Source organism: Acidithiobacillus ferrooxidans ATCC 23270 (genome assembly GCF_000021485.1).
Taxonomy (GTDB): Bacteria; Pseudomonadota; Gammaproteobacteria; order Acidithiobacillales; family Acidithiobacillaceae; genus Acidithiobacillus; species Acidithiobacillus ferrooxidans.
In genome coordinates this window covers 617,730-643,862 of sequence record NC_011761.1, presented here as the reverse complement: position 1 = coordinate 643,862, position 26,133 = coordinate 617,730, and the positions used below count along the sequence as shown (strand labels likewise).

The window sequence follows — 26,133 nt, the reverse complement described above, 5'->3', positions numbered from 1 at the left end:
CGCACCCCCCGGCAACACTCAGGTGCGTTATCCGCGTTTGTGCTCCATCGGAACATCCACAGGTCTTACACATCACTGCACCTCCATATCCTTGATGTTGAGTTCCTTGCCGGCCACACAGATCAGGTCGCCCGCACCACACGGACAATGCCCGAATACCTGCCGGAGAGGGACACGTTTGCCACAGGACCGGCATTCACCCTCACCGGGAATCTCCAGCACTTCCAGATCCGCGCCCTCCAGCGGCGTGCCCTGACTGCACACGTCGAAGCAAAAGCGGATGGAGTCCGGAACCACCCCCGATAACAACCCCACTTCCAGCCGCACCCGGACCACCTTACGACCACGGGCCTGCTCGCTGCAGATGGAGACAATGTTGCGGGTGATTCCGAGTTCGTGCATCGCCGTTCCTCGTCTAACAGATTCGCGGCAACTGTTCGCCCACCAGCATATCGACGATGCGTTCACCGCCGAAATGGCTGCTCAGCACGACCCTTCCGGGAGGCCCCGCGAGCACCTCGCCGATCATCCCGGCGTAGGTGCCTTCCGGGCAGGAGCGCAGCGCCTCCAGGGCAGCCCCGGCCTCTTCCTTTGGCACCACCGCAAGGAGTTTGCCTTCGTTGGCCAGATAGAGGGGATCCAGGCCGAGCACTTCGCAGATGCCTCTGACCACGGGGCGGACGGGAATGCTATCCTCCACGATGCGCATACCCACGCCAGCCCCTCCGGCAAATTCGTTGAGCACCGTGGCCAGCCCGCCGCGGGTCACGTCGCGGATGCATCGGGTGCCCGGCGCCGCCGCCAGCAGTGCGGCGATAATCCCGTGCAGGGGCTGGCAATCGCTCTCCACATCCGCGTCCAGGGCCAGATCGCCGCGCGCCTTCAAAATGGCGGCGCCATGATCCCCCAAGTGGCCATTCAACAGCAGTTGGTCACCCGGTCGGATCCGGGCGATCTCCAGATGGACGCCCTTCGGGATGATTCCGATGCCGGCGGTGTTGATGAACAGCTTGTCCGCGCTGCCCCGGGGCACCACTTTGGTGTCCCCCGTGACGATCCTGACCCGCGCCGCCTGTGCCGCCCGCGCCATGCTGCACATCATCTTCTCCAGAATGGTGAAGGGCAGACCCTCTTCCAGGATCAGGGAGCAACTCAGCACGATGGGCCGTGCGCCGCCCACCGCCAGATCGTTTACGGTACCATTGATGGCCAGCGTGCCGATGTCGCCGCCCGGAAAGCTGAGGGGATCGACGACGTAGGAATCCGTGGTGAAGGCGATCCGGCCACCGTTCCCAAGGACTTCCGGTACATCGATGCGGGCCTGATCCTCCAGCGGCGTGGCACTGGAGGCACCCAGGGCGGGCAGAATCAATCCTTCGATCAGATCCCGCATGGCCTTGCCACCACTGCCATGGGAAAGATTGACCACATCACCATGGGGTCTTTTGACGCGCGGTTGCGGATTTGCAGCCATCAGGACACCTCCTCTGCCGTAGCGGGAACCTCTCCCGGCATCTTTCCATAATTGAAGTAGGCGGCACATGCCCCTTCCGAAGAAACCATCAAGGAGCCCAGCGGGGTTTCCGGGGTGCATGCGACGCCAAAGACCTTGCATTCCCAAGGCCTTATGACCCCTTTGAGCACCTCTCCGCACTGACACGCCTTGGGGTCGGCAATGGACAGATTGGGTACGGTAAAGCGGCGCTCGGCGTCGAAGGCGGCAAAGCGATTGCGGATCCTCACGCCGGAGTGGTCGATGGAGCCGAGCCCCCGCCACTCGAAGTACTCGCGGATCTCGAACACTTGCTGGACGGCGTCGAGTGCCTGGGTGTTGCCGGCTTCGGGAACGATCCGCGCGTACTGGTTTTCCACCGCGCAGCGCCGCTCGGCCAGTTGTTTCAGCAGCATCCACAGGGACTGCAGGATGTCCAGAGGCTCGAACCCTGCGATCACCACGGGTTTGTGGTAATGCCCGGCGATAAAGTGATAGGGATGGGTACCGATCACCATGCTGACATGGCCGGGGCCCAGGAAACCGTCCAGCTCCATATCGGAGGAGTCGAGAATGGCCTTGATGGTGGGCAGCGTCGTGATGTGATTGCAGAATACGGAAAAATTGGCCACCCGCTGGCGTTCTGCGGCGAGAATGGTCAGCGCCGTCGCCGGCATGGTCGTTTCAAAACCGAGACCGAAAAACACCACTTCCCGGTCCGGGTTATCTCTGGCGATGGCCAGCGCATCCAGCGGCGAATAGACCATCCGCACATCAGCGCCCGTGGCCTTGGCCTGCAGCAGGCTCTTGCGCGAGCCGGGAACCCGCATGGCGTCGCCGAAGGTGGTGAATATCACCTCCGGATACTCGGCAATGGTCACGCAATCATCCACCCGGCCCATGGGCAGCACGCAGACCGGACAACCCGGCCCATGCACCAGCTCCACGGAGGGCGGCAGCATCTGCTCGATACCGTATTTGAAAATGGTATGGGTGTGGCCACCGCAAAACTCCATGAGTTGTAACGGCCGGTTCGCGGTGGCCGGGATCAGCGCCGCCAGCCTTTGAATATCCTTGACCAGATAGCGGGCCTTTTCGGGATCCCGGAACTCATCCACGTAACGCATCTTCGGTTACCTCCGCCCGCAAGTCTCCGCGCCGGTCTGCCAGGATGGTATGCACCAGGTCCCAGAGTATGTGAAAGGTCGTGACGTGGCATTCCTGGATACGGTGGATGCTGTCCGTCGCCACCACCAAGAGGTGGTCCACCAAGCCGCTTGCCTGCATCTCACCCCCCTGCATGCCGGCAAGGCCGAAGGTCACCATGCCGGTTTCCCGGGCCTTCCGGTAGGCGGCCATGAGATTGGCGGAGTTGCCACTGGTCGAAAAGCCGAACAGCGCATCCCCCGATCTTGCCAGGGCCGTCAGTTGCCGTAAAAACACATGCTGAAAACCCACGTCATTACCGACAGCGGTCAGCATGGCCCGGTCACTCACCAGACTGTGCGCCGCCAGGGCCGGGCGGCCCGTGGTAACGGGATGCATGAACTCCACCGCCAAGTGGTCCGCATCACAGGAGGAGCCGCCGTTACCCATGGTGTAGAGCATGCCGCCTCTCTGATAAACCGCAGCCAGGGCCGCCGCCATGGAAACCAGCGCCTCCGCATGCGCGGCAAAAAACTGCGCCTTGACGTTCCGGCTTTCGGCGGATTTCTGCCGCACAGACTCCAGCAGCGCCATCTTTTCCCGCTGCGGATTTTTGGCTTGACCGTGCAGAAAAGGATAGAGCTCCTGCAGAGGATCCATCATTGCACCTCCTGGCGATTACGCCATGGGACCTGTTGGCGCGGACTCCCGCATACGATCCATTTCCAGTTGAGCTTCACCCAGTTGCGTCAGCACATCCAGCGTCAGGGCTGCCTCCTCCGCGCTGATGCGGCTCATGGCAAAACCCACATGCACCAGCACCCAGTCACCGACACAGGACTCCGCGGGGTGCCCCGCATCGGTAATGCAGGCGATATTGACCTCCCGCCGTACCCCGTTGATTGCCACCTCCGCTCTTCGTTCACGCGCACTGATGATTCTCGTGATCTGACCCGGAATACCTAGACACATGGCTCATGCCCTCCTGCAATAGGATGTTGACCAGCGACGATTTGAGCGGCCGCCACCACAGCCTGCCCAAAAGCCAGGCCGCCGTCATTGGCGGGGATCAGATGCGGAATGAGAACCTCCAGCCCCTGGGATTCCAGAGCCTCCCGGGTTGCCCGCAGCAGGGTCAGATTCTGAAAAACACCCCCGGATAAAGCGACGGTGGACGTCCAGGGCGTAGCACCCAGGGCCTCCCTGAGCAACTGCGCCAAGCCGGCGGCGAAGCCTTTGTGGAAGCGCGCGGCAACGGTCGCCACCGGAACCCCGCCCTGGAGATCGCCCAGCAGAGGCTGCCACAGGGTTCGCGGATCCATTTGAATGAAGCCCTTTTCGCTTTCGGCGATGCCGAAAGGATAGCCCGGCTCCGAGGCGTCCCCCATGATAGACGGATCGACGCATGCCTCCAGCAGCATGGCCGCCTGCCCTTCATGACTCACCCGGTCCATGCACAGGCCACAGACCGCGCTGACGGCGTCAAACAGCCGCCCGGCAGAACTGCAGAGCGGCGTGCAGATATTCCTGTCCCGCATGTGCAACAACTGTGCGACCGGCTTTTCGACAAGGTATTCCACGATGGCCAGATCGGCGAATCGTTGGCGTGCCACGGACCAGCCGAAGGCGTCCGCAAGCTGTACAAAGGCGTTGCGCCACGGTTCACGCATCGCGAGACCACCCCCCGGCAGGGCGGAAGGGCGCAACCCACCCAGGTGGCGAACTTCGCGGTAACTCACCTGCAAGCACTCACAACCCCACCAAGCGCCCCCATCGCCCAGACCCATACCGTCCAGAGCCAGGGCGATGACCGGCGGATGTTCCAGCGGCAGGCCATGTTCCGCCATGACCGCGGCAATATGGGCGTGATGGTGTTGCACGGAAATCAGGGGGAGATCGCCCTCCTCCGCCATCTCCACCCCCCACTTGCGCGACAGATATTCGGGATGGCGGTCCACCACGACGGCCTTGGGCACATGCTGGAAGAGCCGGGCGTAGAGGGCGAGATTCCGGACAGTGTCGTCCCAGACCGCGGCCTGTTCGAGATCGCCCATGTGCTGGGAAAGGATGGCTTGTCCGTCCTTGATCAGACAGAAGGTGTTCTTGAGCTCCCCACCCAGCGCCAGCAGGTCCGGCGACGCTCCGAAACCCGCGGGCAGCGGCAACGACTCCGGCGCGTAGCCACGCCCCCGGCGCAGAATCATGGTGTCGTCTCCCGCCATCTGCACCACAGAATCATCGACGCGGTTGATGATCGCCCGGTCATGGGTCAGCATCCAGTCGGTCACTCCCCGCAGCGCCCGGACGGCGGCCGCGTCGTCAGTGACCTGTGGAGCATCCGAGAGATTGCCGCTCGTCAGGACGATCGGTCGGTCCATCCGGCGCATCAGGAGATGGTGCAGGGGGGTATAAGGCAGCATAAACCCGAGCCGCCGCATCCCCGGCGCAATGCCGGGCGCCAGGGAGTCGTTGTCCAGACGGTTCAGCAGCACGATGGGCGCCTGATGAGACTGCAGCAACTTCTCCTCTGCGCGGCTCACGTGCGCATAGCGACGCACGACCTCCAGATCCCTGGCCATCAACGCCAGGGGCTTATGGGGACGGTGTTTGCGCAGGCGCAAGCCGGACACCGCACGGTCATTCGTGGCATCGCAGGCGAGATGAAAACCGCCGAGCCCTTTGATGAGCACGATTTCCCCACACTTGAGGAGGTTGGTCGCCGCGTCCACCGCGTCCAGTTGGGTATACCGGTCGGCACTGACCGCGTGGCCATCGAGCCGGACGAGCCGGGCCTTCGGGCCGCAGGCATGGCAGGCCACCGGTTGCGCGTGGAAGCGCCGGTCTTCCGGATTTTCGTATTCGGCACGGCAATCCCTGCAGAGCGGAAAGACGCCCATGGAGGTATGGGCGCGGTCATAGGGGATGTCTTCGAGGATCGAAAAACGCGGACCACAGTGCGTGCAATTGGTGAAAGGGTAACGATAACGCCGATGGAAGGGGTCGAAAATCTCCCCCAGGCAGGCGGGACAGGTAGCGGCGTCCGGCACCGCTCCCGTATGTACGTGCCCGGAGCGGCTGGTACTGATCCCGAAAGGTCCCTCAGGAGGGTCTTCGCGCAAAGATCCGCGGACCACCTCGTCAATGCGCGCGAGGGGGGGGTGTTCGTCGCGCAGGCGGGTCAAAAATCGATCCCGCTCCGTTGCAGGCCCCCAGATCCGGATCAGCACCCCTTCTCCATCGTTGCACACATCGCCCGACAACCCGCAGTCGCGGGCAATGCGCCAAACCGCAGGACGGAACCCAACGCCCTGAACCAGTCCGCGCACCCGGACTTCCTCGCCCAGGGTTGCGACCCGGTCCGCGGGGGAATTCATGGCCGCCTGTCCCAAAGCAGCACGCGGTTGTTACCCGAGTCGGCGATGATCACGCTCCTTCCCGCAGCAGAAATCCCATAAGGCCAGCACAGCGTATTGCGCCCCACCACGCCCCAGCGGTTGTCCCCCTTGTGCTGGAAACCATCCTGACCGGCGAGGGTGCGTGCCGAAGCGCCCGTCAATAGATCGTCCGCCTGCCAGCCCAGCAGCCGGCTGTTGGCCGTATCCGCCACGATCAGCCAGTTTCCCGTGGCGGTCACCCCATAGGGCATATTGAAGCAGGCCGCATTGGGGAAATAATTACCGCGATTGTGGGCGTTCTGAGCAAAATCAGGCTGTCCGAGAACCATATCGGCCGCCTGACCATTGCGCTGTGGCGCCCCACGCCAGAGCAGCACCCGGTTGTTCCCCGCATCCCCCACGACCAGCCAATCCCAGAAATGGGTTACCGCATGGGGCCAGCGCATGCTCATGGCGTCGGCTTCGTGACCTCCGTTCTCGTCCCGGCAATGAAAATCCGCCTGGCCCAGGACCCCGTCCGCGGGTTGTCCTTTTTCCGTGGGAATGCCCTCCCACCAGAGGACGCGGCGGTTACCCGAATCCGCGACATAGAGCCGGGCACCATCCCAAAAGACCCCATAAGGCCAGTATAAGGTGGACGCGGATGGTTGGGGCGCACCGCGATTGATTTCCGCCGACACAAAATCGGTTTGGCCGAGAACCAGATCCGCCGGAACATGGCTTTCATGAGGTACTTCATACCAGATCAGCACCCGATGGTTCCAGACGTCCGCCACCGCCATCCCATTGCCAACCGGACAGATCCCGGTGGGAACATTCAGTGATGCCGCGCCGACAGGGCCGTGGGCGTTGCGCCCCCCGTCCCGTTCAAAATCTGGCTGACCAATGAGCCAGGTGGCAGGTTGGCCATCGGCTTCGGGTAGCGTGGGCCACCCCAGCAAGCGATGATGGCCGGTATCAGCCACCCAAAGGGATCCGTCAGCCATGAGGCTGGCACCACGCGGGCCGAAAAGCGTCTGCGCGGAAGGAACGACAGGTACGACGACCCCCCTGGGCCGTACCTGCTCCCCCAGGATGACCCTTGCCCCCGCCCCAACCAGCAACTGCTCCGAAGGGATGGCGGCTGGCCGGTTCCGGATAGCGGCACTCAGGGGATGGGTATATTCAGTCATGATCCTTCCTCACCTGGATCTCGCCGTCGACCACCCGCACCGCCCAGGGCTCCAACTGGACCTCGGGTATCGTCAGACATTCCCCGCTCTCCAACGCAAACTGGAATCCGTGATGCGGACAGGTCAGAACCCCGGCCGGATCCACTTTCCCCTCTTCGAGGGGCATACCCAGATGGGCGCAGGCATTGCGGTAACAGTGCACATCTCCATCCGGATCGCGCCAGAACAGCAGGGCATCGGAAAGCACTTCCCGGGCGAGCAGGCTATTTCGCGGCAGATCCTCCAGCCGCATGGCCGGCAGCCAGGGATGACGCCCGCCAATGGCGAAGGGGCTGATACGCTGTTCAGACCCTTCCCCGGTCAGCGCGGTGGCGGCGTACTGCCGACCCGCCGTTTCAATATGGCGTATTTCCGGGCAGGCATCGCGAATCGCTTTCTCCACCCCATCCGACAAGGTCAGCGAGGAAGACGGGCAACCGTGACAAGACCCCAGCAGGCGCAAAATCACGGTATCGGGTAGACGCAGCTCGACCAGCTCGACATTGCCGCCATGTCCTTCCAGCCCCGGCCGCACGCTGTCCAGCGCGGCTTCGATACGTTCCTGTAGGGAGGGCCGAACCAGACCCAGCGTCCGCAACACCGCGTAGACGTACGGATCCGCGGCGGCTTCCCGCAAGCCGGTGGCACCCTGCGGAGCACTCTGTACGGTACGGATAAGACGCCGCAGGCATTCTCTATACATCGCCTCCCAGCCATCGCGCAGTGCCAGCACCGTTCTTTGCTGCGTTTCATCCCATCCCTGCACGATTTTTTCGAGGCTGCCCAATCTGGCGATATCTTCCGTCAGGGTATCTGCTTCCCTGCGTCCAATGTCATCCGGCACGGGTGACGTAGCCATGTCATGCGTACTTCAAATTCACGAAAAGGAAGGGCTGCAGGGCGCCACACAGGGCGCCGGCAACCAGACAATCCACCAGATACGGAATGCCGGCGAAATGTCCGGCAACGACGACCACGGCAGCCAGGAGACTGTTGGCCGTCAGCAGCATCAGGACCAATCGGGTATCCCTGAAAAGCTTTCCGCGCAGGAACAATCCCGCCGAGTTCCATATCATGTCCCACATAACATCCTCCTGTTGGTATACCCTGGCTTCAGATCAGTACAAGGATGATCGTGCCCAGGACCAGCCCGGGAATGACAGGCATCGCTCCGTACATGCCCCCCATCATCGCCGCCAGCTTGTTATCGCCCAGCTTTTTGCCACAGATCAGCGCCCCCGACACGGCTCCCGCCAACACCCCGACCAATCCACCCAGCAAAATCCATAAAATGGCGATCGCCTGTATATGCTGACCGTCGAATGCGTCCAGTGCCGACATAGGTGCTCTCCGATATTTTTCCAGTTAATGTACAGATCCCTGTTCGCGTACCAGTGCCAGGGTTTCGTCCAGGGCCACGCGGACCAGTGCTGATTTATCCAGTTCTCCCGTTTCCGTGAAGATCTTTTCCGCGGTTTCATACAGTCTGACCGCCTCACCCAGATTCCGGACGTTGCCCAGTTCCGGGTTTTCCGGGTCGTCGGGCAGGTTCCGCAGCGCATTGGCCATATTGCTGATGGTGTTTGCATATTCGCCCGGCCGCTCTTTGGGAGTCCGCACCCGCAACGCCTCCCGATAGGCTTCCAGAGCACGCAGATTATTTTCGACCGGATGCGCGCTGCTGCTGTACTGCAGAGCATTACCGAGGTTGTTTTGCAGCATGGCGTACTCCGCCGGATGTGCATCGAGGGTGATGGCACGCAACGCGGACTCGTAGGATTGCACGGCCAGGGCCTCACGCATTCTGGAAGTCTCATCACCCATGGTCATGGACAGATAGGCGGTGGCCAGATTGTTGTGGAGGATCGCGTATTCACGCGGGAATTTATCCGCGGTAAAAACCCGCAAGGCGCTGTGGTACTTCCGTACGGCATCCGGGAACGGCGCCTTCCCCGCCACGGCGAGCCCCTGTAAGGCCAGTCCCTCGTTCATCTCGGCTTCGGCAGCCTCTTCGGCGTTTCCCAGGGTCTGCAGCACTGGCAACGCACCGCGCAGGCAAGCGACAGCCTCTTCGAGCACCCCGGTATCGCCGGGCGTCGCCAGCAAGGCGGTCGCCTGTCCGGCCAGGAGCCGCGCACGTAGCAGGGTGTCCTCATCCGGGCAGACCTGTAAACCTTCTTTGTATAGGTGGTTGACCTGTTCGAGGTCCTCCGGTCGGCGCGGGCGCCGTTGCAGACCCAGGGCGATCTCCATGAGCATTTCCGCACGTTCGCCGGCCGGAATGGTGTCATCCCGGGCGGTTCTCAAGGCGACCTGGTATTCCGTTTCTGCCAAAGTCCCGGACATGAAAGACCCCCGAATGAAACACGAAATGTAATGTTTATTTGCAATCTCAGTGTAGCGCAGGAAATGGATCTGTCAAGAATAATTACATATATGATAAGTTACTTATCAAGCGATTCCGGGCATAGCTGTCTCGTCTGCCACGCTCCCTGTTCCGGCATCCACAGAAAGGAAAGAACCCCCTCGAAGTTCTCCGCCAGTTCATGATCCCGCAGGAAGAGGCGGAGATCGACCACGCGGTCACCGGCAAGGTTGCGCTGCTTCAGCAAAAAGCCGCCGACGGTACCAGGATGCAATGGGATCAAATGCAAACATGGCGATCGCCAGAGCACGGCAACCGCCAGGAGACCGGCCATGGTACCGCGATAGGCGGGCGCGGGAATAAATAGGTACCCGTCTTTCAACAGGAGATTTACGACCCTGTCAGTCATGGGGTCGCTTCCGCCTCGGCCAACGCCGCTTTCACCTGGGCCAATACTGCGGGGATCGCCCCCTCCACCGGTGGAGTGAGCCCGTCGCCGAAACCGAAATCGGTGCCTTCCACCAGAAAGACGGTCACCCGCTCGGGGAATCGCTCTCCAAACAGGCGTTTTCCGGCATAAAGCGCATGTTCCCAGCGAAAGTCGTGCAATGTGAGGGTAGGGGTATGGGGCAATTCCAGCTCACTGCCAGGCAACCTGAACACCGATCCCGGATCGCTACCCGTCCGGCATGCATCCACAATGATGAGCTGCCGACAATCGCGGGCCTTGAAAATCACGTCCATGCCGGATGTGCCCGCATCATGGAGGGCGATATCTGCGGACAGGGGATCCAGCGCGCCCCGCAACCGCTGAATAACCGTGATACCGACCCCGTCATCGCGTCGGTACAAGTTGCCGCATCCCACCACCACGCGCATGACTAAATTCGCCACAACCGACAGGACCAGTCGGGCCTGACCGGTAACATCAATTCAGGAAGCGCGCAGAACTGCCGGTGCGAAAGGAAATACATACACGTTTCGCACGCTTGCTCAATACCCTCGGCTGCATAAGGATGCAGCGTGAATCCGGCTATCCCGACACGTTTGGCGATCTCTTCCGCCGGTACATTCTGCAAACGCGTCAGCACCGATTGTTGCATCTCCAGATCGTACGCACGCGGTTCCGCTTCGGTACGCAGGCCAGCGAGCAGCAATTTTTCCAGTTGCGCACGTATCAGCGCGTCCTCCGGGAATTCTTCCATGGTTTGCATATCCAGATACCCCCTTGCCTAGATGCGCCACAGGCGGCACCACCAGTCCGGCTCTACCGGAACGTCCAGTTCCGGCAGGTCACACCAGCGGCGGTGGTTGAGATAATACATGCACTCCTGGCAACGCTGCTGATCTTCTCCCATGGGATAATCCGTAAAACCGCCAATCACCAGTTTTTTCTCCAGATCCGACCCCGCCTCTTCGCGGATACGCTGCAATAGTTGCGCGAAAGCATTACTGTCTTCGGGAAATGGGGTGATCTCTGTCTTCAGTCCCGCTTTGAGCATGCTGGCGATTTGTGCCCGTAATGCGTCCTCTTCCTGTGCCATGTGATTCATGATGACCCTGCCTTTCCCGATTCAAGCGGCTGAATTTTTGGGGGCCGGACACCGCAGTCCGGTATCCGACCCTTTTTAGACCATACGGCTCAGGCAGTGCGGAAACGTGCGAGCTCCTTTCCGGACTTGGCATCATGGGCATGCACCGTGCAGACCAGACAGGAATCGAACGAACGGGCCACATGCCCGACCTCCACCGGATCCGCCGGATTCGTGATAGGCGTGCCAACCAAAGCCTCTTCGATGGGACCACGGCCGCCCTGCGCATCATGGGGGCCCACATTCCAGGTGGTGGGAGCGATGATCTGGTAATTGCTGATCTTGCCACCCTTCACCTCGATCCAGTGCGCCAGGGCGCCGCGCATGGCCTCCGTGGCACCCCACCCCTGTCCATCCCGCTCGCGGGGCTTGATATAGAATGGCTCATTCAGGCGGAACTCACGCAGACAATGTTCGATCTGGCGATAAACCTTCACCACCTCGTGCATCCGCGCGAAATGCCGCAACCACAGACTGGGCCCCATTTTCTTGTAGACGTCCAGAATGAAGGGGTCGGAATGTTGCCAGGATTCGCCGTGGTCGCCGCCGGCGATCAGTTGCCGGGATAGGGGACCGGCTTCCATGCGCCCCAACTGCTCGTGGGCGACTTCGGTACACCAGGTGTAGGCCCCACTGAAGTCCCGATCGTTGGACTGCATCGGCCTCGTGGTCCGGTTGAAGGGATGGACGGGATTGCTTCCCTCATCGTACCAGCCGTGGGTCGTCGATTCACGGGTGAAGGACTGGTTCATGGGATGAAACTTGTCGGCCTTCGCATCGTAGACGCCCCCCTTCATGACGACGGACTGCTGCCGCGTGTCGATGGTCGGATGCTGGTAACGATCCTCATGGGGAATATAGCCCCACGAGACGTACTTGCCCAACCCCCCGCCAAACTTCATCAGCCCGACATCCTCGCTGATCCGATAATACATCCCCAGGTCGGAATCGGCGTGTTCCGGACGCTCGTTCAGCCACGCCATGAAATCATCATAGGACTTGATCTGCTCATAACGCTCCATCGAACACCCCAGCCATACCGGTTCCAGCCAGTTGGTACGGAAATACTCCAATATGGACCAGGAACGTGTAACGTCGGACAGGGTGGGCGCGCACATGACGCCGCCGGGAACCATGTAGCTGGAATGCGGCCACTGCCCGCCGAAGAGGGCATAGATTTCTACAGGCTTGCCGGAAATCGTCACGCCGATTTCGTAATTGGTGCCCGTAAATGGGGCGTAACGCCTGACCGCCTCATCGTAGAACTTACCGTGCCGATAGTTCTCATTCACCATATCGATCATGAACAATCCATAATGATGACGCGGCATGCTTTGCAGGCTTTCCACAAGCTGACCGATGTTTCTGGCCAGGATGGCGTTGCGCGGGACTTCCGTCTGCCAAGCCGTGTCCAGCGCCCAGGCGGCACAGGTCAGGTGCGAAGCGCCGCAAATACCACAGGCACGCGGCGTTACCACCAGCCCCGCCTGCGGATCCTTGTCTCTTAAAATGACCTCGAAGCCACGGAACAATTCAGCTTGCGTGTAGGCTTCGACCACCACGCCGTCCCGAATGTCCACGCGTACATCCAGATCCCCCTCAACCCGACCAACCGGGCTGATATCCAGTGTCTGTACGGCTGTTGCCATGTCAATATCTCCTCGAATATGCAATAAACAGAAATGGGTCGCTCAGCGCCTCAGACCACGAAGATGTCTTTTTCGGCCCAGGCCGGCGAAGCACTCTTGGCGGCTGCCGTAAGTTTGATATAAGCGGATTTGTCCACACCCTCTGGCAGGTCTTTCGGCACCCCCATCATGGTCTGGGTTTTGAACACACTGCCCGGCGCCAGATCGAAGAAGGGGAACTCCGGTTCGGTACAACCCAGACAGGGCATCCCCGCCCGGGTTTTGGACGACTGCCGGTTCCACAGGATGCGGTTACAGGGCGAATGGGTCATCGGGCCACGGCAGCCCAGGTCATAAAAGAGACAGCCCTTTCGCTGCCCGAATTCCGTGGCGGAAACCTTGTAGGCAAAGTGCATGTTGCGGGTACATCCCGTCTGGGTGAAGCTCTTGAAAAACGTCTTTGGACGCTGCAGATCATCCAGTTCCAGTTCTCCGGCGCGGCCTGTCGCCACCGCCACCAGTACTTGGGTGACCCAGTCCGGATGGGCGGGACAACCGGGGATATTGATGACAGGAAGCCCGGCCTTGCTCTTGAAGCCCGCCCCCAGGAAACCGCCATGCTGCTTTTTGAGGAACTGAAGTCCCTTGGAATCACTGGGGTTCGGGGCGGTCGCCGGGATGCCTCCCCATGTCGCGCAATCTCCCAACGCCACCACGAACTGGGCTGCACCTGATAACTCCTTCACCCAGTCTTTCATCGGACGACCGGCAAAGCGATTCCAGGTACCCGTACCATTGGGGGCGTTGACCACGGTACCCTCGAAAACGAATATATCCAGGGGAATTGCCCCAGACACACAATCCCGAAGCAACTTCTGAACATTGTCCCCCATGTCCATCCCGAGAGAGGGCTGCCAGAGCACGTTGATACCAAAATCCGTCACCAGATCGCAGGCGCTCGGCTCCTCCGCATTGAGAAAAGACATGGTATTTCCAGAACAGGCTCCTCCCTGGAGCCAAAGCACGTTCGCCATCGTCGTGACCTCCTCTAAAATGGTCATATGGGTACCACATGAGCCATTAAGCAGAAAGGATGCCAAACAATAATATTGTTATTGAACAACTAGATATATAAAACATGCCTGGAACGGCTTGCGTCGCTGCAAAGAAAGTTAATATACTATATGCATACTTCCTTTTCACGCCGAGGTACAGATGGAAGCAAGCCAGCGTGCGGTTCCCGCCATTTTGTTGGCCCTGATGGACGAGCAGGAAGCCCGCAACCTGAGCTGGGCACTGTCCATACACTATGAATGCATCATCGTCTCCAGCGGAGCCGAGGCGCTGGGCCTCGCCAGCACACATCATGTGGATGCCATCATCTGCGACGCACAACTGGAGGATATGTCGGGCACCCAGTGCCTCTTCGACTTCCGCACCCGGCAACCGACGGCGATAAGATTTCTGTGTGGCCTGGGTACGGACTCCGGCGAGTTTGCCGACGCCCTGCATGTGGCCGCCGTTTACGAATACCTGCGCAAGCCCCTGTTCCCCGAGCTGGTAGCCCTGAGCCTGAAGCGGGCGCTGGAATACCGTGAAATCTCCCGCGAACATCGCCAACTCACCCATGATTTATCCAGACAGCTGAAATCCAAGGCAGCAGCAGCCGACTCGAATCCAGATCAATCGCCGCACCAGTTCGACGAATTATTCTTCTGCAGTCAGGCCATGAACAAAATATGCAATCTGGCGAAGCATGCCGCAACCACGGATTTACCCATACTGATCTATGGTGAGACGGGCACCGGGAAAGAATTGCTCGCGCGCGGCATTCATTACCACAGTCATCGCCGCGAACAGATATTTCTCGCGCAAAACTGCGGCGGCGTGCCTGCAGAATTGCTCCAGTCGGAATTGTTTGGACATCGCCGCGGCGCTTATACCGGGGCGCTGAGTGATCGTCTCGGTCTGTTCTCCGCCGCGGATGGTGGCACGGTCCTGTTGGACGAAATAGAAGATATGTCCGTCTCCTTGCAGGCCAATTTGCTCCGCTTTCTGCAATCCGGCGAAGTAAAACCGCTCGGCAGCGATAAAACGCATTATTCCGATGTACGGATCATCGCCGTCACCAATGTGCCGCTCGACCAACTGGTGGAGCAGGGCAGCTTTCGGCAGGATTTGTATTATCGTTTGAAGGGCCTCGAAATCCGCATTCCGCCACTGCGTGAACGACCGGAAGACATTCGATTGCTTGCGGAACATTTTGCCAGACAATTCTCCATGAGTCTGGGTAAATCCTATGCCGGTATCGATCATGAGGCATTGAACCTGTTGCGCCAGTATCCATTCCCGGGAAACGTGCGGGAACTGGAAAATGAAATTCGCCGGACCGTAGCCCTCGCCCCATCCGGGCAACCCATCACCGCGGATCGCCTTTCCGACACGATCATCAACTACCGGAGGAAAGAGCCGGAACAGCCCACGCCGGCAACGGAAGGCGGCACATTAAAGGAACATACGGAAAGTCTGGAACGTGGCATGGTCATCTCCGCGCTGAAACGTTTCCACGGCAATCAAAGTCGTGCCGCCGAGGCGCTCGGCCTTTCCCGGGTGGGCCTGGCCAACAAAATCAAGCGTTACGCCATTGATATAGAGATCGCCTGATGCGACTGCTGACCTATCGCAGCGCAGGCCAACCGGCCTGGGTGAGCAGCAGACCATGAACCTGCAACAGCTTCGTTTCATCTGCGCGGTGGTACGCCAGAACTTCAATGCGTCGGCCGCCGCCGACAGTCTGTATACCTCACAACCGGGGGTGAGCAAACAGATCCAACTCCTGGAAGAGGAGATCAATGTGGCGCTTTTCGTGCGCAAAGGGAAGCGCATCATCGGAATGACCCCGGCGGGCGAGCAGATATTCACTTTTGCACAGCGGGTAGTCGGCGATATCGAGAATATCCGAAAAGTAGGTCAGGAGTTTTCTCAGGGCGATCGTGGGGAATTTGTGATCGCCACCACCCATACCCAAGCGCGATACAGCTTGCCCAAGGCGATAAAGACCTTTACGGAACGCTACCCAGGGGTTCAGTTGCGCCTGCGCCAGGGCAACCCTACCCAGATCGCGGAGATGCTTGCGGCGGGGGAGGCAGACGTGGCGATCGCAACGGAGTCGTTGAATTCCTACGCGGGCCTTGTCGCCCTGCCCTGTTATCAGTGGAATCGCGTCGTGATCACCCCTACCGGCCATCCGCTGCTGCAAAGCCAGCCACTGACACTGGAAGCAGTCGCCGCCTATCCCATAGTAACCTACGACCAGGCCTTTGCTGGGCGCTCCCTGATCGACAAGACTTTCGCCAATCGCGGCCTGTCCCCCAACATCGTGCTTTCCGCCATAGACTCCGACGTCATCAAGGCGTATGTGGAACTGGGGTTAGGGATAGGCATCGTCGCCAAAATGGCTTATGACCCTGTACGGGACATCAAGCTGGAGGTGATCGATGCGAGTCACCTGTTCGATCCCAGCACCACCTACCTGGCCTTGAGGCAGGGAACCTATTTACGCGGGTATCTATACACCTTCATAGCGTTATACGCGCCACACCTCGATCGCAACACGGTGGATCGGGCCCTGGATTCCACAGTTGCTTCCAGGGCGTTATTGCCGTTACCCTCCGGTTCGTGATTCAAATCCGCAAGACAGAAAATCTCAGGCGGCGCAGCCCAGTTGCAGGGCGTGGTGACGGAGGTGATCCTCCACAAAGGTCTGGACGAACCAGTAGGAATGATCATAGCCCGGATGCCGTCGCAGACGGAGTTGTTGTCCGGAAGCCTCCGCGGCGGCCTCCAGAGCCTCCGGTATCAATTGCGCCGCAAGAAAAGGATCCGCTTCCCCCTGATCCACCAGTATCTCGCTGGGGTGGGGACGCTGGCGCATCAGCACGCTGGCATCCCATTCCCGCCATTGCTCACGGTCAGGCCCCAGATAATTCCCAAAGGCTTTTTCTCCCCAGGGCACCGTACTGGGGCTACAGACGGGCGAAAATGCCGATACCGAGTGCCAGTGTTGCGGATTGCGCAAAGCGAGCACCAGTGCCCCGTGACCGCCCATGGAGTGCCCAAAAATACCCCGGCGTTCCGGAGAGGCCGGGAAATGTTCTTCGATGAAGGTAGGCAACTCATGATCAACATAACTGCCCATCCGGTAATTCCGGGTCCAGGGCAGCATTCTTGCGTTGAGATAAAACCCTGCCCCTACGCCGAAGTCCCAGCTATCAGAATCACCGGGGATGTTCAGTCCGCGGGGACTGGTATCGCAGGCGACCAGCATCAGCCCCAGTTCGGCGGCCAGACGCTGGGCGCCAGCCTTAATCATGAACGTTTCTTCAGTGCAGGTTAACCCCGCCAGGTAATACAGGGCTGGGACCAGGGCACCACCCAATGCCTGGGGCGGCTGGTACACCGCGAAATTCATGGACACCCCCGTGGCACTGGACGCATGGGCATAATAACCCATGCGTCCACCAAAGCAGCGATGCTCTTCCCGTGTTTCTAGCGGAGCCATCAATACACCACCACACTGCGAATGGATTGCCCCGTTTCCAGAAGATGGAACCCTTCGTTGATATCTTCCAGCTTGAGGCGGTGAGTGATCAGGTCGTCGATATTGATCTTCTTCTCCATGTACCAGTCGACTATTTTCGGAACGTCGGTACGCCCGCGGGCGCCGCCGAACGCACTGCCGATCCACCGCCGTCCGGTAACCAACTGGAAGGGGCGGGTCGATATCTCTTGGCCGGCGCCGGCAACACCGATGATGCAGGAAACACCCCAGCCTTTATGACAGCACTCCAGGGCCTGACGCATGACTTTTACATTACCGATGCACTCGAAGCTGTAATCCGCACCACCATGAGTCAGTTCGACCAGATGGGATACGAGGTCGCCTTCCACCTCCTTCGGATTGACGAAATGCGTCATGCCGAACTTCCGGGCTATGGCCTCCCGGGCCGGGTTGATGTCCACCCCGATGATCATGTTGGCGCCCACCAGTTTGGCGCCCTGAATCACATTCAGGCCGATGCCGCCCAGTCCAAAAACCACCACATTGGCACCCGGTTCCACCTTCGCCGTAAACACCACGGCACCAATGCCCGTGGTTACCCCGCAGCCGATATAGCAGGTGGTGTCAAAGGGGGCGTCCTCCCGAATTTTGGCCAAGGCGATTTCGGGCATCACGGTATAATTGGCGAAGGTCGAACAACCCATGTAATGGAACAACGGCTTGCCTTTGAACGAAAAGCGCGTCGTCCCGTCGGGCATCAGTCCCTTCCCCTGGGTCGTCCGAATCTTCTGACAGAGATTGGTCTTGCGCGAAAGACAATACTCGCATTCGCGACATTCCGGAGTATACAAGGGAATGACGTGGTCGCCCTTTTTGACACTCTTCACACCCGGGCCAACGTCAACGACGATCCCGGCGCCTTCATGGCCGAGAATACACGGGAACAGGCCCTCGGGATCTGCACCGGAAAGGGTAAAATGGTCGGTGTGGCAGATGCCGGTGGCCTTGAGCTCCACCAGTACCTCCCCCTCCTTGGGACCGTCCAGTTGCACGGTTTCGATGACCAGTGGTTTACCCGCCTCAAAGGCGACTGCTGCGCGAACATCCATGACTGTGGACTCCTGTAAGAATCATTTTTGCTAAAACCCCGCCTTCGGCGCCACCGCATTTTCGGTCGGGTGCACCATGGGGCGGATCTGCGATATCATCAGGCTTCCTTGAGAACGCCTTTTTGCCTTGCGGCGTGGGTCGCCAACGCATCCATCAGCGGTGGCGAGAGGCAGTCATAGGGCGCCAGCCCCAGTTCCGTCAGCCGCGCGCGGATTCCCGCCATTTCCGACGGGGCAGCCAAACCGCCTTCAATGATCGACGAGACGAAGGCCGCGAATTCGGGGGCCGCCCAACCCTTCTCCGGCGACAGTTCGGAGTGAACGAAGTCCAGACCATAAAACGCGTGGTCTTTATTTTCAATGCGGCCAAACAGGTGAACGCCGCACCCCTTGCACGCGTGGCGCTGAATCACCGCACTCGGATCGACCACATGGAGTTTATCGCCGTTCTCGAGCACCGTGACCGAATCCCTGGGCACGACCCCAACCACCGAAAACTTGGCGCCTTTGGGCTTCCAGCATTTGGTGCAACCACACGCATGATTGTGGGCCAGTTGCGACTTCACCTCCACCAGCACCGGGTTATGGGTGCAATGGCAATGTAAGGTACCCCCATGAAAATGGGACGATCCCGCTGTGACCCCATGATCCACGGACGGATGAATGGTAACCGAGCTTGGCATATCCAATACCTCCTAAGCAGAATTCAACGGTATATGCTTGAGCACCATCTGACGCCCAAGGACAATGGTGCGGCAAAAAACTTTTCGAGACATGAAATCCGGATCCACAAATGATTAGCAATTATTGTGCCATTGTGCGCCGACGGATTTCCACGTGTTCTTGGGGAAAGGGGGCATGGGCCATCACGCCGCAATGATCGTATTATCCGGCCCGACGCTGCACATAATGTTCATCTGAAGATGACATAATGTCACACGGGCGATGCATCCCGCCCGGCTCTGCTGCGATTGCAGCAGAACCGGCACCAGAGAAAAACGATGCAAGAATGTTCCGGTGAAATGATGTACGGAAAAGCAGGATATCATGCTTTTCCTGCCAATCATAAGACTGCATTGATGCAATAGACACCAATTTATGCGTCAGCGTCCATAATGCCATACAGGCGCATTTTACGGTACAAAGTATTACGACTGACCTTGAGGAATTTCGCGGTATCGATCACCCGCCAGTGGTGACGCTCCAACTCCGCGAGGATTCTGTTCCGCTCCAGCGCGTCGCTATCGCTCCATGGTGGTGTGGTCGCCGGTGCCGTTGTTACGCGGCCACCGGCCCTTTCGCCGGTCACCAGCCGTTCCGGCAGGTCTTCGCAGCGGATGGCATTACCATCACTCAGCGCCAGGGCAGTACGAATCACACTACGAAGTTCGCGGATATTACCAGGCCAGGAATAACCCAGAAAAATATTCCATACTTCCGCTGATATCTCCATTTCAGATACGCCACATTCCTGTTGACAAATGGTTTCCACGAGCCGGATTTTATCGCTCCGTTCCCGCAGTGGCGGCAGGCTTAGCACGACATCATTAATCCGATAAAGCAGGTCAGTCCGAAAGCCTCCCTGCTGCACCAGATCATTGATCGACTTATTGGTTGCACTGATCACCCGAATATCTACGGGGCTGGCTTTGGTGGTACCAAGGGGGGTAACCTCCCGTTCTTCGAGAACTCGCAGCAGACGCCCCTGAAGCGCGGCGGGCATGTCTCCGATTTCATCGAGGAACAGCGTGCCACCATTGGCGGCCATCACCTTACCCTGCTTGCCCACGCGACTCGCCCCGGTAAAGGAGCCGGGCTCATACCCGAATAGCTCGCTCTCGATGAGCGATTCGGGTATGGCTGCACAATTGATCGCAACAAAAGGTTTATCTCTTCTATCGCTGGCGCGGTGTATGGCGCGCGCAAGGGTATCTTTGCCAGTGCCGGTTTCGCCCAGTAGCAGAATACTGATGTTTTTGTTCAATACTTTATGGATACGACGAATATTCTCCGATACCACCGCGTCATCGCCCGACAACGCCAACAGGGAATCATGCACCTGAACCGAAGCTTCGTCCCTGGAATGCGGTGTATTCCGGAGAATACCGTTCACGACAGCCGTGAACGACACTTTGTCCGGCAGCGAAAATACCCGCAGACCATCATGCCTTCCGGTATTCCGGAGCAGGGTTCTGGAGTGCGACTTTTCGGCACGATGGTGATCGTCCAGCATCTTGTCCAGCGAAACGTCGAACACATCCCGCAAGTTCGCACCAACAAGACCGCCCTTGGCATCACCGATAGTGCCTTTCGTCAGCGCGAATTCCGCCGCAACAATGACGCCATTCTCGTTAATTGCAAACAATGCTTCATCATCATGGTCGGTATAGTCGTTCAGCCTGTTCACCGACAGAATGACATGGTCCTGATAATTCCGGGCGAAATATTTCATTTCGATCCGCCGTGCCAGTTGCGCCAGCAGCGGCATGACCGAGACATATGCCGACTTCGCATAACCGCTGCGGGAATAGGTTGAATCGATCACCCCCAGCAGTGCGCCAGATGGCGCCCAAATAGGCATCGCGCAGCACGCCATCTCCACAAAGTTCCTAAATAAATGCTCCTCCCGGTGGACCATGCGGGGCTTCATGTCATGCAGACAAAGGCTCGGTCCGGTCACCCCGACATACTCTTCCCGCCATATGAATCCGGCGTCCATACCCGAATAGCGGGCATCACGTCCGCTCTCGAGTTCCGTTCCGACAGCGTGCAGAGCAACACCGCCGGCATCCAGCAACAGCAATGTACAATCTGGTGACGGCAGCATGGCATCCTCGGAAAATCGCAACGTCTGTTTAATCAGACGCGTCATTTCCGCAGATCCGATCTCTACAAAAAGATGCTGTTCCTCGAGCAGTCGCCCGAGGTTGCCCGCATCCAGTCTTTGCAGTTCCGGGGCACCATTCACGTCCAACCGATATTGTCCGGTGCAACGATCCCAGGCATGGGTTATATAGTCATTATCCATTGATGGATCCGTATCATAATGAGACATTATCGTATGTCCACCTTCATCCGGTTTGCCAATAGTCTGGTTCTGGGGGAATACCGAGTCAAATAAGCGTTTGGAGATATAATAATCGACACGATCATGCACCCCTGGCGCGAAAACTGCTAATGGTGTTGTCATTGTATCATGAGTCGCAACTGGTTGGTGATGCTGCCCCGTACATTTCGATCATTCCCGGAGGGATTATGTCTTCGTTCAAGATCACCCATTACCAACAACCGGCGGGAGGTTGGGGATCCCTGCGTGCCTCGCTGCGCAGCTTGCGTCAGGAACACGCGCTGACGGACGGTGCCGCCCTGCTCCTCAAAATGAATCAGGCGGAAGGTTTTGATTGTCCGGGTTGCGCCTGGGGAGATCCCGAGGCGCATTCCAGTTTCGAGTTCTGTGAGAATGGGGTCAAGGCCGTCGCCGCCGAAGCTACCGGCAAACGGGTGACCGCGGATTTTTTTGCAGCGCACACCCTGTCCTGGCTGGCGGAGCAAACGGACTATTTTCTGGAAGAGCAGGGGCGTCTGACCGAGCCCATGGCTTACGATCCGCAGAGTGACCGCTACGTACCCGTCAGCTGGGATACCGCCTTTGCGCGGATCGCCGCGCAACTCAATGCCCTGGCATCCCCCGACGAGGCCATATTTTACACGTCTGGGCGTACCTCCAATGAAGCCGCATTTTTATATCAGCTCTTTGTGCGGGAATTCGGTACCAATAATCTCCCCGACTGTTCCAACATGTGTCATGAGCCAACCAGCCTGGCCATGCCCGAATCCATCGGGGTAGGTAAGGCCATGGTAACCCTGGATGATTTTGAACTGACCGATACCATCCTGATGTTCGGTCATAATCCTGGGACCTGTGCCCCACGTATGTTGGCGACGCTGAGCGAGGCATCCAAAAGGGGTGCGCGTATCCTGGTCTTCAACCCCTTGCATGAACGCGGACTGGAGCGATTCCTGCATCCCCAACATCCGGTGGAGATGCTCACCAATCACGCCACCCCCATCGCCAGCCACTACTACCAGCCCCGGAGCGGTGGCGATTACGCCATTGCCATGGGGATTGCCCGCACCATCCTGGAGTCCGGGAACCCCGATCAGGCGTTTATCGAGGAGCATACCCAGGGGTTTGACGGTTTCCGCGATCTGGTCATGAACACGCCTTGGACACAGATCGAGGAACAGAGCGGCCTCAGCCGCCACGATCTGGAGGAGATCGGGCGCATCTATGATCAGGGACAGGCCGCCATATTTACGTGGGGAATGGGCATTACCCAGCAAAAGCACGCGGTGGCCACCATCCAGATGTTCCTGAACGTGCTGCTGCTCAAGGGTAATATCGGCAAACCTGGCGCCGGGCCCTCGCCGATTCGCGGTCACAGCAATGTGCAGGGTGACCGGACCATGGGGATATATGAGAAACCTTCCCCGGAGTTTCTGCAACGCCTCGGGGCGGAGTTCCATTTTGCGCCGCCGCGGCAGCATGGCTACGATACGGTAGCCAGCATCGAAGCGATGGAGGATGGGCGAGCCAAGTTCTTTTTCGGGCTGGGTGGCAATTTTGCCAACGCCACACCCGACACGGCGCGCGCCCACGCAGCGCTCCGGCGCTGCGCGATGACGGTACATGTGACCACCAAACTCAACCGGTCCCACATCGTCCACGGCGAACAGTCCTTGATTTTACCCTGCCTGGGACGCACGGAGATCGACATCCAAAAAACTGGCCCCCAAGGCGTGACGGTGGAGGACACCTTCTGCATGGTGCACATCTCCCAGGGGATGAACGAGCCGGCCTCCCCTTCCCTGCTGTCGGAATGTGCCATCGTGGCGCGTCTGGCGCGGGCGACCCTGCCGCTCAGCCCCACCCCGTGGCTGCAACTCATGGGGGACTATGACCTCATTCGCGACCGCATTGCGCGCGTGGTGCCGGGTTTCGAGCATTTCAACGAACGGGTCCATAAACCACGGGGTTTTCATCTGGATCTGCCACCCCGTTCACGGGTATGGCCCACTGCCAGCGGCAAGGCCAATTTTCTGGCCAAGGCGCTGTCCACCATCGCCGACGACCATTTTGTGCCGCAGACCTCCGAAAAGCTCTTCACCCTGATGACGATTCGCAGCCACGATCAGTACAACACCACGATTTATGGTTACGAGGACCGTTATCGCGGCGTATCCGGCCTGCGCAACGTGTGTTTCATGCATCCGGAGGATATTCGGGACATGGGTTTTCAGGCCAATGACTGGGTGGACATCACCTCGCACTGGACAGACGGTGAACGTGTGGCTCGAGACTTCCTGCTGGTTGCGTTCGATATTCCCAAAGGGATGCTCGCGGGTTATTACCCGGAATTGAACGTATTGGTGCCCTTGTCCAGCTACGCTGATCGCGCCCGCACGCCGACGTCCAAATCGATCCCGGTGACCCTGGCGCGGACAAAGGGAGGCGAACACCATGTCGCCTGACCGTAAGGCGGAGAACGACCGGAATACACCCGATGCCGCTCCGGAGGACTTGATCATTGCCCTACTCCGGATGCTTTGCACGGAAGGGCCAGTGTCGGTGGCCAGAGCCTGCAAGTCTCTCGGCCTTCCCCGCAGCCAGATGGAGCGCCTGCTTCTGCTCTTGGGAAGCTCGGAACAATGGGGTGGGCTTCATTATGTTCGCCCGGAAGAACAACGGGGCAGAACCGTCATCACGCTGACATCGGAAGGGAGGGCCCTATGCGCACAGATGCAGGCGGCAACGGAATAGTTTGGTCTCCGGCCAGGCGCATGGACGGCGCGCACGGTTCAGTGAAATGCGAAGAAGCCATCCTGGAGGAAATGGCGGTTTCGTTGATCCTCAATGGCAAGCCCTATGCGGTGATGATGATCACCCCCGATCATCTGGAAGATTTCTTTATGGGGTTCCTTTACGGTGAGGGGGTGATCCGGTCGGTCGCCGATATCATCACCTGGGAGTCTGTCTGTATTCCGGAAGGGTCGACCCTCTACCTGCAGGTTTCGGCGGAGGCCGAAGCCAGAGCCGCCCGAAAAAGGCGTCTGGTAATCGGCGGCAGCGCCTGCGGTCTCTGCGGCACCCCGAACTTCGAGCACCTCGTCCCTTTCGCACCCATACCCATAGACCACGATGTCTGTGCGGAACCCGCACTGGTGCATGATCTGCTTCATGAGATGCGCGCTCATCAGCGATTGAACCGGCATACCGGAACCGCACACGCCGCCGTCCTGGCCGCCACCAACGGCATGACCCTGGTGCGGGAAGACATCGGCCGCCACAATGCCGTTGACAAGACCATCGGCGCGGCGCTCCGGCAGGGATGGCCGCCTTCCGGAAATATCCTGCTGGGCGTGTCTTCGCGGCTGACTTTTGAGATTGCCCTCAAGGCCTTGAGCTTTCAGGTTCCCATCGTAGCGGCGATCTCCGGAGTCAGCAGTCTGGCGATCCGGATTGCACAGACCCACAATCTTACCCTTGTCGGTTACGCGCGGGATCAGCGCCTGACCATCTACGCCCACGGCGAACGCTTTCGCGGGAATGCTGCAACAATCCACGACCTGCTCTGTGAAAACGGGTAGTGCCTGAATCAGCCCCCCAAATCTCCCGCCATTTCCCGCAACTGCGCCAAGGCCCCTTCCAGATCCTCCATGATCTCCTGCAGGATCAGTGCGAGGGCAGGTAGATTCTCTGCATCCTCCAGGGATTCGTCCCTGAGCCAGAAAATGTCCAGGCTCGCCTTGTCGCGGCTGACCAGATCTTCGTAGTCGATCGTGGGCCGCCAGATGAAAGCCCCCAGTACCGCAGGATTTCTCGCCTTGGCCGCCTCATAGAGCCCATGACGTTTCGCCAGCAGCGCGTGACCCTCGCCCCGGTGACGCTGGGCCGGCGTCACGAAGCGAATGCGGCTGTGACGATGCTCATGGTTATACCAGGCGATGAAATCACGCACCCAGATTCGTGCGGTGTCGAGGTCCGCAAAGCCACTCTCCGGCCACTGCGGACAGTATTTCAGCGTTCGGAACAAGGGCTCTGAATACGGGTTGTCATTGCTGACCCGTGGTCGGCCCCGGGACGGGGTGATCCCCAGATCGTAGAGCTTGGCCGGCAGGGTGGATGATTTCATCGGGGCGCCATTGTCGGAGTGCAAGACCAGTGGCTGTCGCCGCTGAGGAGCCCGTCATGATCTCTTACCCCTGCAACGACCAGACGCCCATGCCGCCGCTCTCCGACGAGGCCGCCGTCACGGTCCTGGAGTTTCTGCAGCGCTTCACGGAATGCTTCGAAAGCCAGTACTAAGGGGAGATTCATCGGTATTACGAAGAACGATCACAGGCCCATAGGAAAGCTGCCGATCCGCCATCCGCCGACGACCCGCCGCTCTGAAAAACCGCTAAATCCAAAACCACGTCGCCCACCCACAAAATCGGGCTGCGTGGCTTTTTTATGCCGCCGTCTGCCCCTCAAATATGTTGACCAGTGAACCATCGATTTGGGTGACCACACTCAATAAAACGGGTAATCAGGGGCTGGGTAGGCATACGGCTGATTGAAGCCTAAAAGCCAG

General features: G+C 59.2%; 26 protein-coding genes and 1 pseudogene. 5 read left to right on the top strand and 22 right to left on the bottom strand.

Going from position 1 to position 26,133, the window contains the following annotated elements:
• Nucleotides 1–72: 72 nt before the first annotated feature.
• The 17 genes from AFE_RS03395 to AFE_RS03315 form a co-directional block, all read right to left on the bottom strand.
• Entirely contained in the window at nucleotides 73–402 is a 330-nt protein-coding gene (locus AFE_RS03395) for a hydrogenase maturation nickel metallochaperone HypA/HybF (protein WP_012536306.1), read from the bottom strand.
• A gap of 13 nt (nucleotides 403–415) precedes the next feature.
• Nucleotides 416–1,474, bottom strand: a complete 1,059-nt coding sequence (hypE, locus tag AFE_RS03390) for a hydrogenase expression/formation protein HypE (RefSeq protein WP_012536305.1) — start codon at nucleotides 1,472–1,474, stop codon at nucleotides 416–418.
• On the bottom strand, nucleotides 1,474–2,619 hold the full coding sequence (gene hypD / locus AFE_RS03385) for a hydrogenase formation protein HypD (protein WP_009564855.1): 1,146 nt from the start codon (nucleotides 2,617–2,619) through the stop codon (nucleotides 1,474–1,476). The genes hypE and hypD overlap by 1 nt, the downstream gene beginning before the upstream one ends.
• Nucleotides 2,603–3,301, bottom strand: a complete 699-nt coding sequence (locus tag AFE_RS03380) for a D-sedoheptulose-7-phosphate isomerase (protein WP_012536304.1) — start codon at nucleotides 3,299–3,301, stop codon at nucleotides 2,603–2,605. Before AFE_RS03380 ends, hypD begins: the two co-directional genes overlap by 17 nt.
• Before the next feature lie 15 nt (nucleotides 3,302–3,316).
• On the bottom strand, nucleotides 3,317–3,610 hold the full coding sequence (locus AFE_RS03375; protein WP_009566904.1) for a HypC/HybG/HupF family hydrogenase formation chaperone: 294 nt from the start codon (nucleotides 3,608–3,610) through the stop codon (nucleotides 3,317–3,319).
• The gene (hypF, locus tag AFE_RS03370) at nucleotides 3,601–6,012 is read right to left on the bottom strand and encodes a carbamoyltransferase HypF (protein WP_012536303.1); all 2,412 of its coding nucleotides are present in this window, start codon (nucleotides 6,010–6,012) and stop codon (nucleotides 3,601–3,603) included. Before hypF ends, AFE_RS03375 begins: the two co-directional genes overlap by 10 nt.
• Nucleotides 6,009–7,205 (bottom strand): NHL repeat-containing protein, encoded by a 1,197-nt coding sequence (locus AFE_RS03365; RefSeq protein WP_012536302.1) that lies wholly within the window; start codon nucleotides 7,203–7,205, stop codon nucleotides 6,009–6,011. The genes hypF and AFE_RS03365 overlap by 4 nt, the downstream gene beginning before the upstream one ends.
• Nucleotides 7,198–8,103, bottom strand: coding sequence for a NifU family protein (locus AFE_RS03360; protein WP_012536301.1), 906 nt, complete (start codon nucleotides 8,101–8,103; stop codon nucleotides 7,198–7,200). Before AFE_RS03360 ends, AFE_RS03365 begins: the two co-directional genes overlap by 8 nt.
• 1 nt (nucleotide 8,104) lies before the next feature.
• A complete protein-coding gene (locus AFE_RS03355) occupies nucleotides 8,105–8,329 on the bottom strand; it encodes a hypothetical protein (RefSeq protein ID WP_009560835.1) in 225 nt (74 codons plus the stop codon).
• 28 nt (nucleotides 8,330–8,357) lie between these two features.
• The gene (locus AFE_RS03350; protein ID WP_009560836.1) at nucleotides 8,358–8,585 is read right to left on the bottom strand and encodes a hypothetical protein; all 228 of its coding nucleotides are present in this window, start codon (nucleotides 8,583–8,585) and stop codon (nucleotides 8,358–8,360) included.
• A 24-nt stretch (nucleotides 8,586–8,609) separates the two neighbouring features.
• Nucleotides 8,610–9,590: a hypothetical protein gene (locus tag AFE_RS03345; protein ID WP_012536300.1), complete on the bottom strand. Its 981-nt coding sequence runs from the start codon at nucleotides 9,588–9,590 to the stop codon at nucleotides 8,610–8,612.
• 98 nt (nucleotides 9,591–9,688) lie between these two features.
• Nucleotides 9,689–10,018, bottom strand: a complete 330-nt coding sequence (locus AFE_RS03340) for a hypothetical protein (protein ID WP_009560810.1) — start codon at nucleotides 10,016–10,018, stop codon at nucleotides 9,689–9,691.
• Entirely contained in the window at nucleotides 10,015–10,488 is a 474-nt protein-coding gene (locus AFE_RS03335; RefSeq protein ID WP_012536299.1) for a hydrogenase maturation protease, read from the bottom strand. Before AFE_RS03335 ends, AFE_RS03340 begins: the two co-directional genes overlap by 4 nt.
• A 2-nt stretch (nucleotides 10,489–10,490) precedes the next feature.
• The gene (locus tag AFE_RS03330) at nucleotides 10,491–10,814 is read right to left on the bottom strand and encodes a hypothetical protein (protein ID WP_230959333.1); all 324 of its coding nucleotides are present in this window, start codon (nucleotides 10,812–10,814) and stop codon (nucleotides 10,491–10,493) included.
• Between the two features lie 27 nt (nucleotides 10,815–10,841).
• Complete coding sequence (locus tag AFE_RS03325) at nucleotides 10,842–11,162, bottom strand: hypothetical protein (RefSeq protein ID WP_009564318.1); 321 nt, start codon at nucleotides 11,160–11,162, stop codon at nucleotides 10,842–10,844.
• Nucleotides 11,163–11,251: 89 nt separating this feature from the next.
• On the bottom strand, nucleotides 11,252–12,850 hold the full coding sequence (locus AFE_RS03320) for a nickel-dependent hydrogenase large subunit (protein ID WP_012536298.1): 1,599 nt from the start codon (nucleotides 12,848–12,850) through the stop codon (nucleotides 11,252–11,254).
• Between the two features lie 50 nt (nucleotides 12,851–12,900).
• Complete coding sequence (locus AFE_RS03315) at nucleotides 12,901–13,863, bottom strand: NADH-quinone oxidoreductase subunit B family protein (protein ID WP_012536297.1); 963 nt, start codon at nucleotides 13,861–13,863, stop codon at nucleotides 12,901–12,903.
• Nucleotides 13,864–14,044: 181 nt separating this feature from the next.
• On the opposite strand from AFE_RS03315, the gene AFE_RS03310 reads away from it, so the two are divergent.
• Both AFE_RS03310 and AFE_RS03305 read left to right on the top strand, forming a co-directional pair.
• Entirely contained in the window at nucleotides 14,045–15,493 is a 1,449-nt protein-coding gene (locus AFE_RS03310; RefSeq protein ID WP_012536296.1) for a sigma-54 dependent transcriptional regulator, read from the top strand.
• A 55-nt stretch (nucleotides 15,494–15,548) separates the two neighbouring features.
• Nucleotides 15,549–16,511, top strand: coding sequence for a CysB family HTH-type transcriptional regulator (locus AFE_RS03305; RefSeq protein WP_012536295.1), 963 nt, complete (start codon nucleotides 15,549–15,551; stop codon nucleotides 16,509–16,511).
• Between the two features lie 24 nt (nucleotides 16,512–16,535).
• On the opposite strand, the gene fghA is transcribed toward AFE_RS03305, so the two are convergent.
• From fghA to AFE_RS03280, 4 genes are all read right to left on the bottom strand, one after another.
• The gene (fghA, locus tag AFE_RS03300; RefSeq protein WP_012606625.1) at nucleotides 16,536–17,390 is read right to left on the bottom strand and encodes an S-formylglutathione hydrolase; all 855 of its coding nucleotides are present in this window, start codon (nucleotides 17,388–17,390) and stop codon (nucleotides 16,536–16,538) included.
• The gene (locus AFE_RS03295) at nucleotides 17,390–18,499 is read right to left on the bottom strand and encodes an S-(hydroxymethyl)glutathione dehydrogenase/class III alcohol dehydrogenase (protein ID WP_012536293.1); all 1,110 of its coding nucleotides are present in this window, start codon (nucleotides 18,497–18,499) and stop codon (nucleotides 17,390–17,392) included. Before AFE_RS03295 ends, fghA begins: the two co-directional genes overlap by 1 nt.
• A 98-nt stretch (nucleotides 18,500–18,597) precedes the next feature.
• Nucleotides 18,598–19,182, bottom strand: a complete 585-nt coding sequence (gene gfa, locus AFE_RS03290) for an S-(hydroxymethyl)glutathione synthase (RefSeq protein WP_012536292.1) — start codon at nucleotides 19,180–19,182, stop codon at nucleotides 18,598–18,600.
• A gap of 413 nt (nucleotides 19,183–19,595) precedes the next feature.
• Nucleotides 19,596–21,527, bottom strand: a complete 1,932-nt coding sequence (locus tag AFE_RS03280) for a sigma-54-dependent Fis family transcriptional regulator (protein WP_012606622.1) — start codon at nucleotides 21,525–21,527, stop codon at nucleotides 19,596–19,598.
• 227 nt (nucleotides 21,528–21,754) lie between these two features.
• Here AFE_RS03280 and AFE_RS03275 point away from each other — a divergent pair, with 227 nt between their 5' ends.
• The 3 genes from AFE_RS03275 to fdhD are packed head-to-tail and all read left to right on the top strand — an operon-like array spanning nucleotide 21,755 to nucleotide 25,147.
• A complete protein-coding gene (locus AFE_RS03275) occupies nucleotides 21,755–24,031 on the top strand; it encodes an FdhF/YdeP family oxidoreductase (RefSeq protein WP_012536289.1) in 2,277 nt (758 codons plus the stop codon).
• A complete protein-coding gene (locus AFE_RS03270; RefSeq protein WP_009567441.1) occupies nucleotides 24,021–24,320 on the top strand; it encodes a hypothetical protein in 300 nt (99 codons plus the stop codon). Before AFE_RS03275 ends, AFE_RS03270 begins: the two co-directional genes overlap by 11 nt.
• Nucleotides 24,290–25,147 carry a formate dehydrogenase accessory sulfurtransferase FdhD gene (gene fdhD / locus AFE_RS03265; RefSeq protein WP_012536288.1) on the top strand — a complete coding sequence of 286 codons (858 nt, stop codon included), beginning with the start codon at nucleotides 24,290–24,292 and terminating at the stop codon, nucleotides 25,145–25,147. Before AFE_RS03270 ends, fdhD begins: the two co-directional genes overlap by 31 nt.
• A gap of 224 nt (nucleotides 25,148–25,371) precedes the next feature.
• Here the strand turns inward: fdhD and AFE_RS15940 are convergent.
• Nucleotides 25,372–25,731, bottom strand: a pseudogene (locus tag AFE_RS15940) (transposase); the annotation flags it as partial.
• Nucleotides 25,732–26,133: the final 402 nt, after the last annotated feature.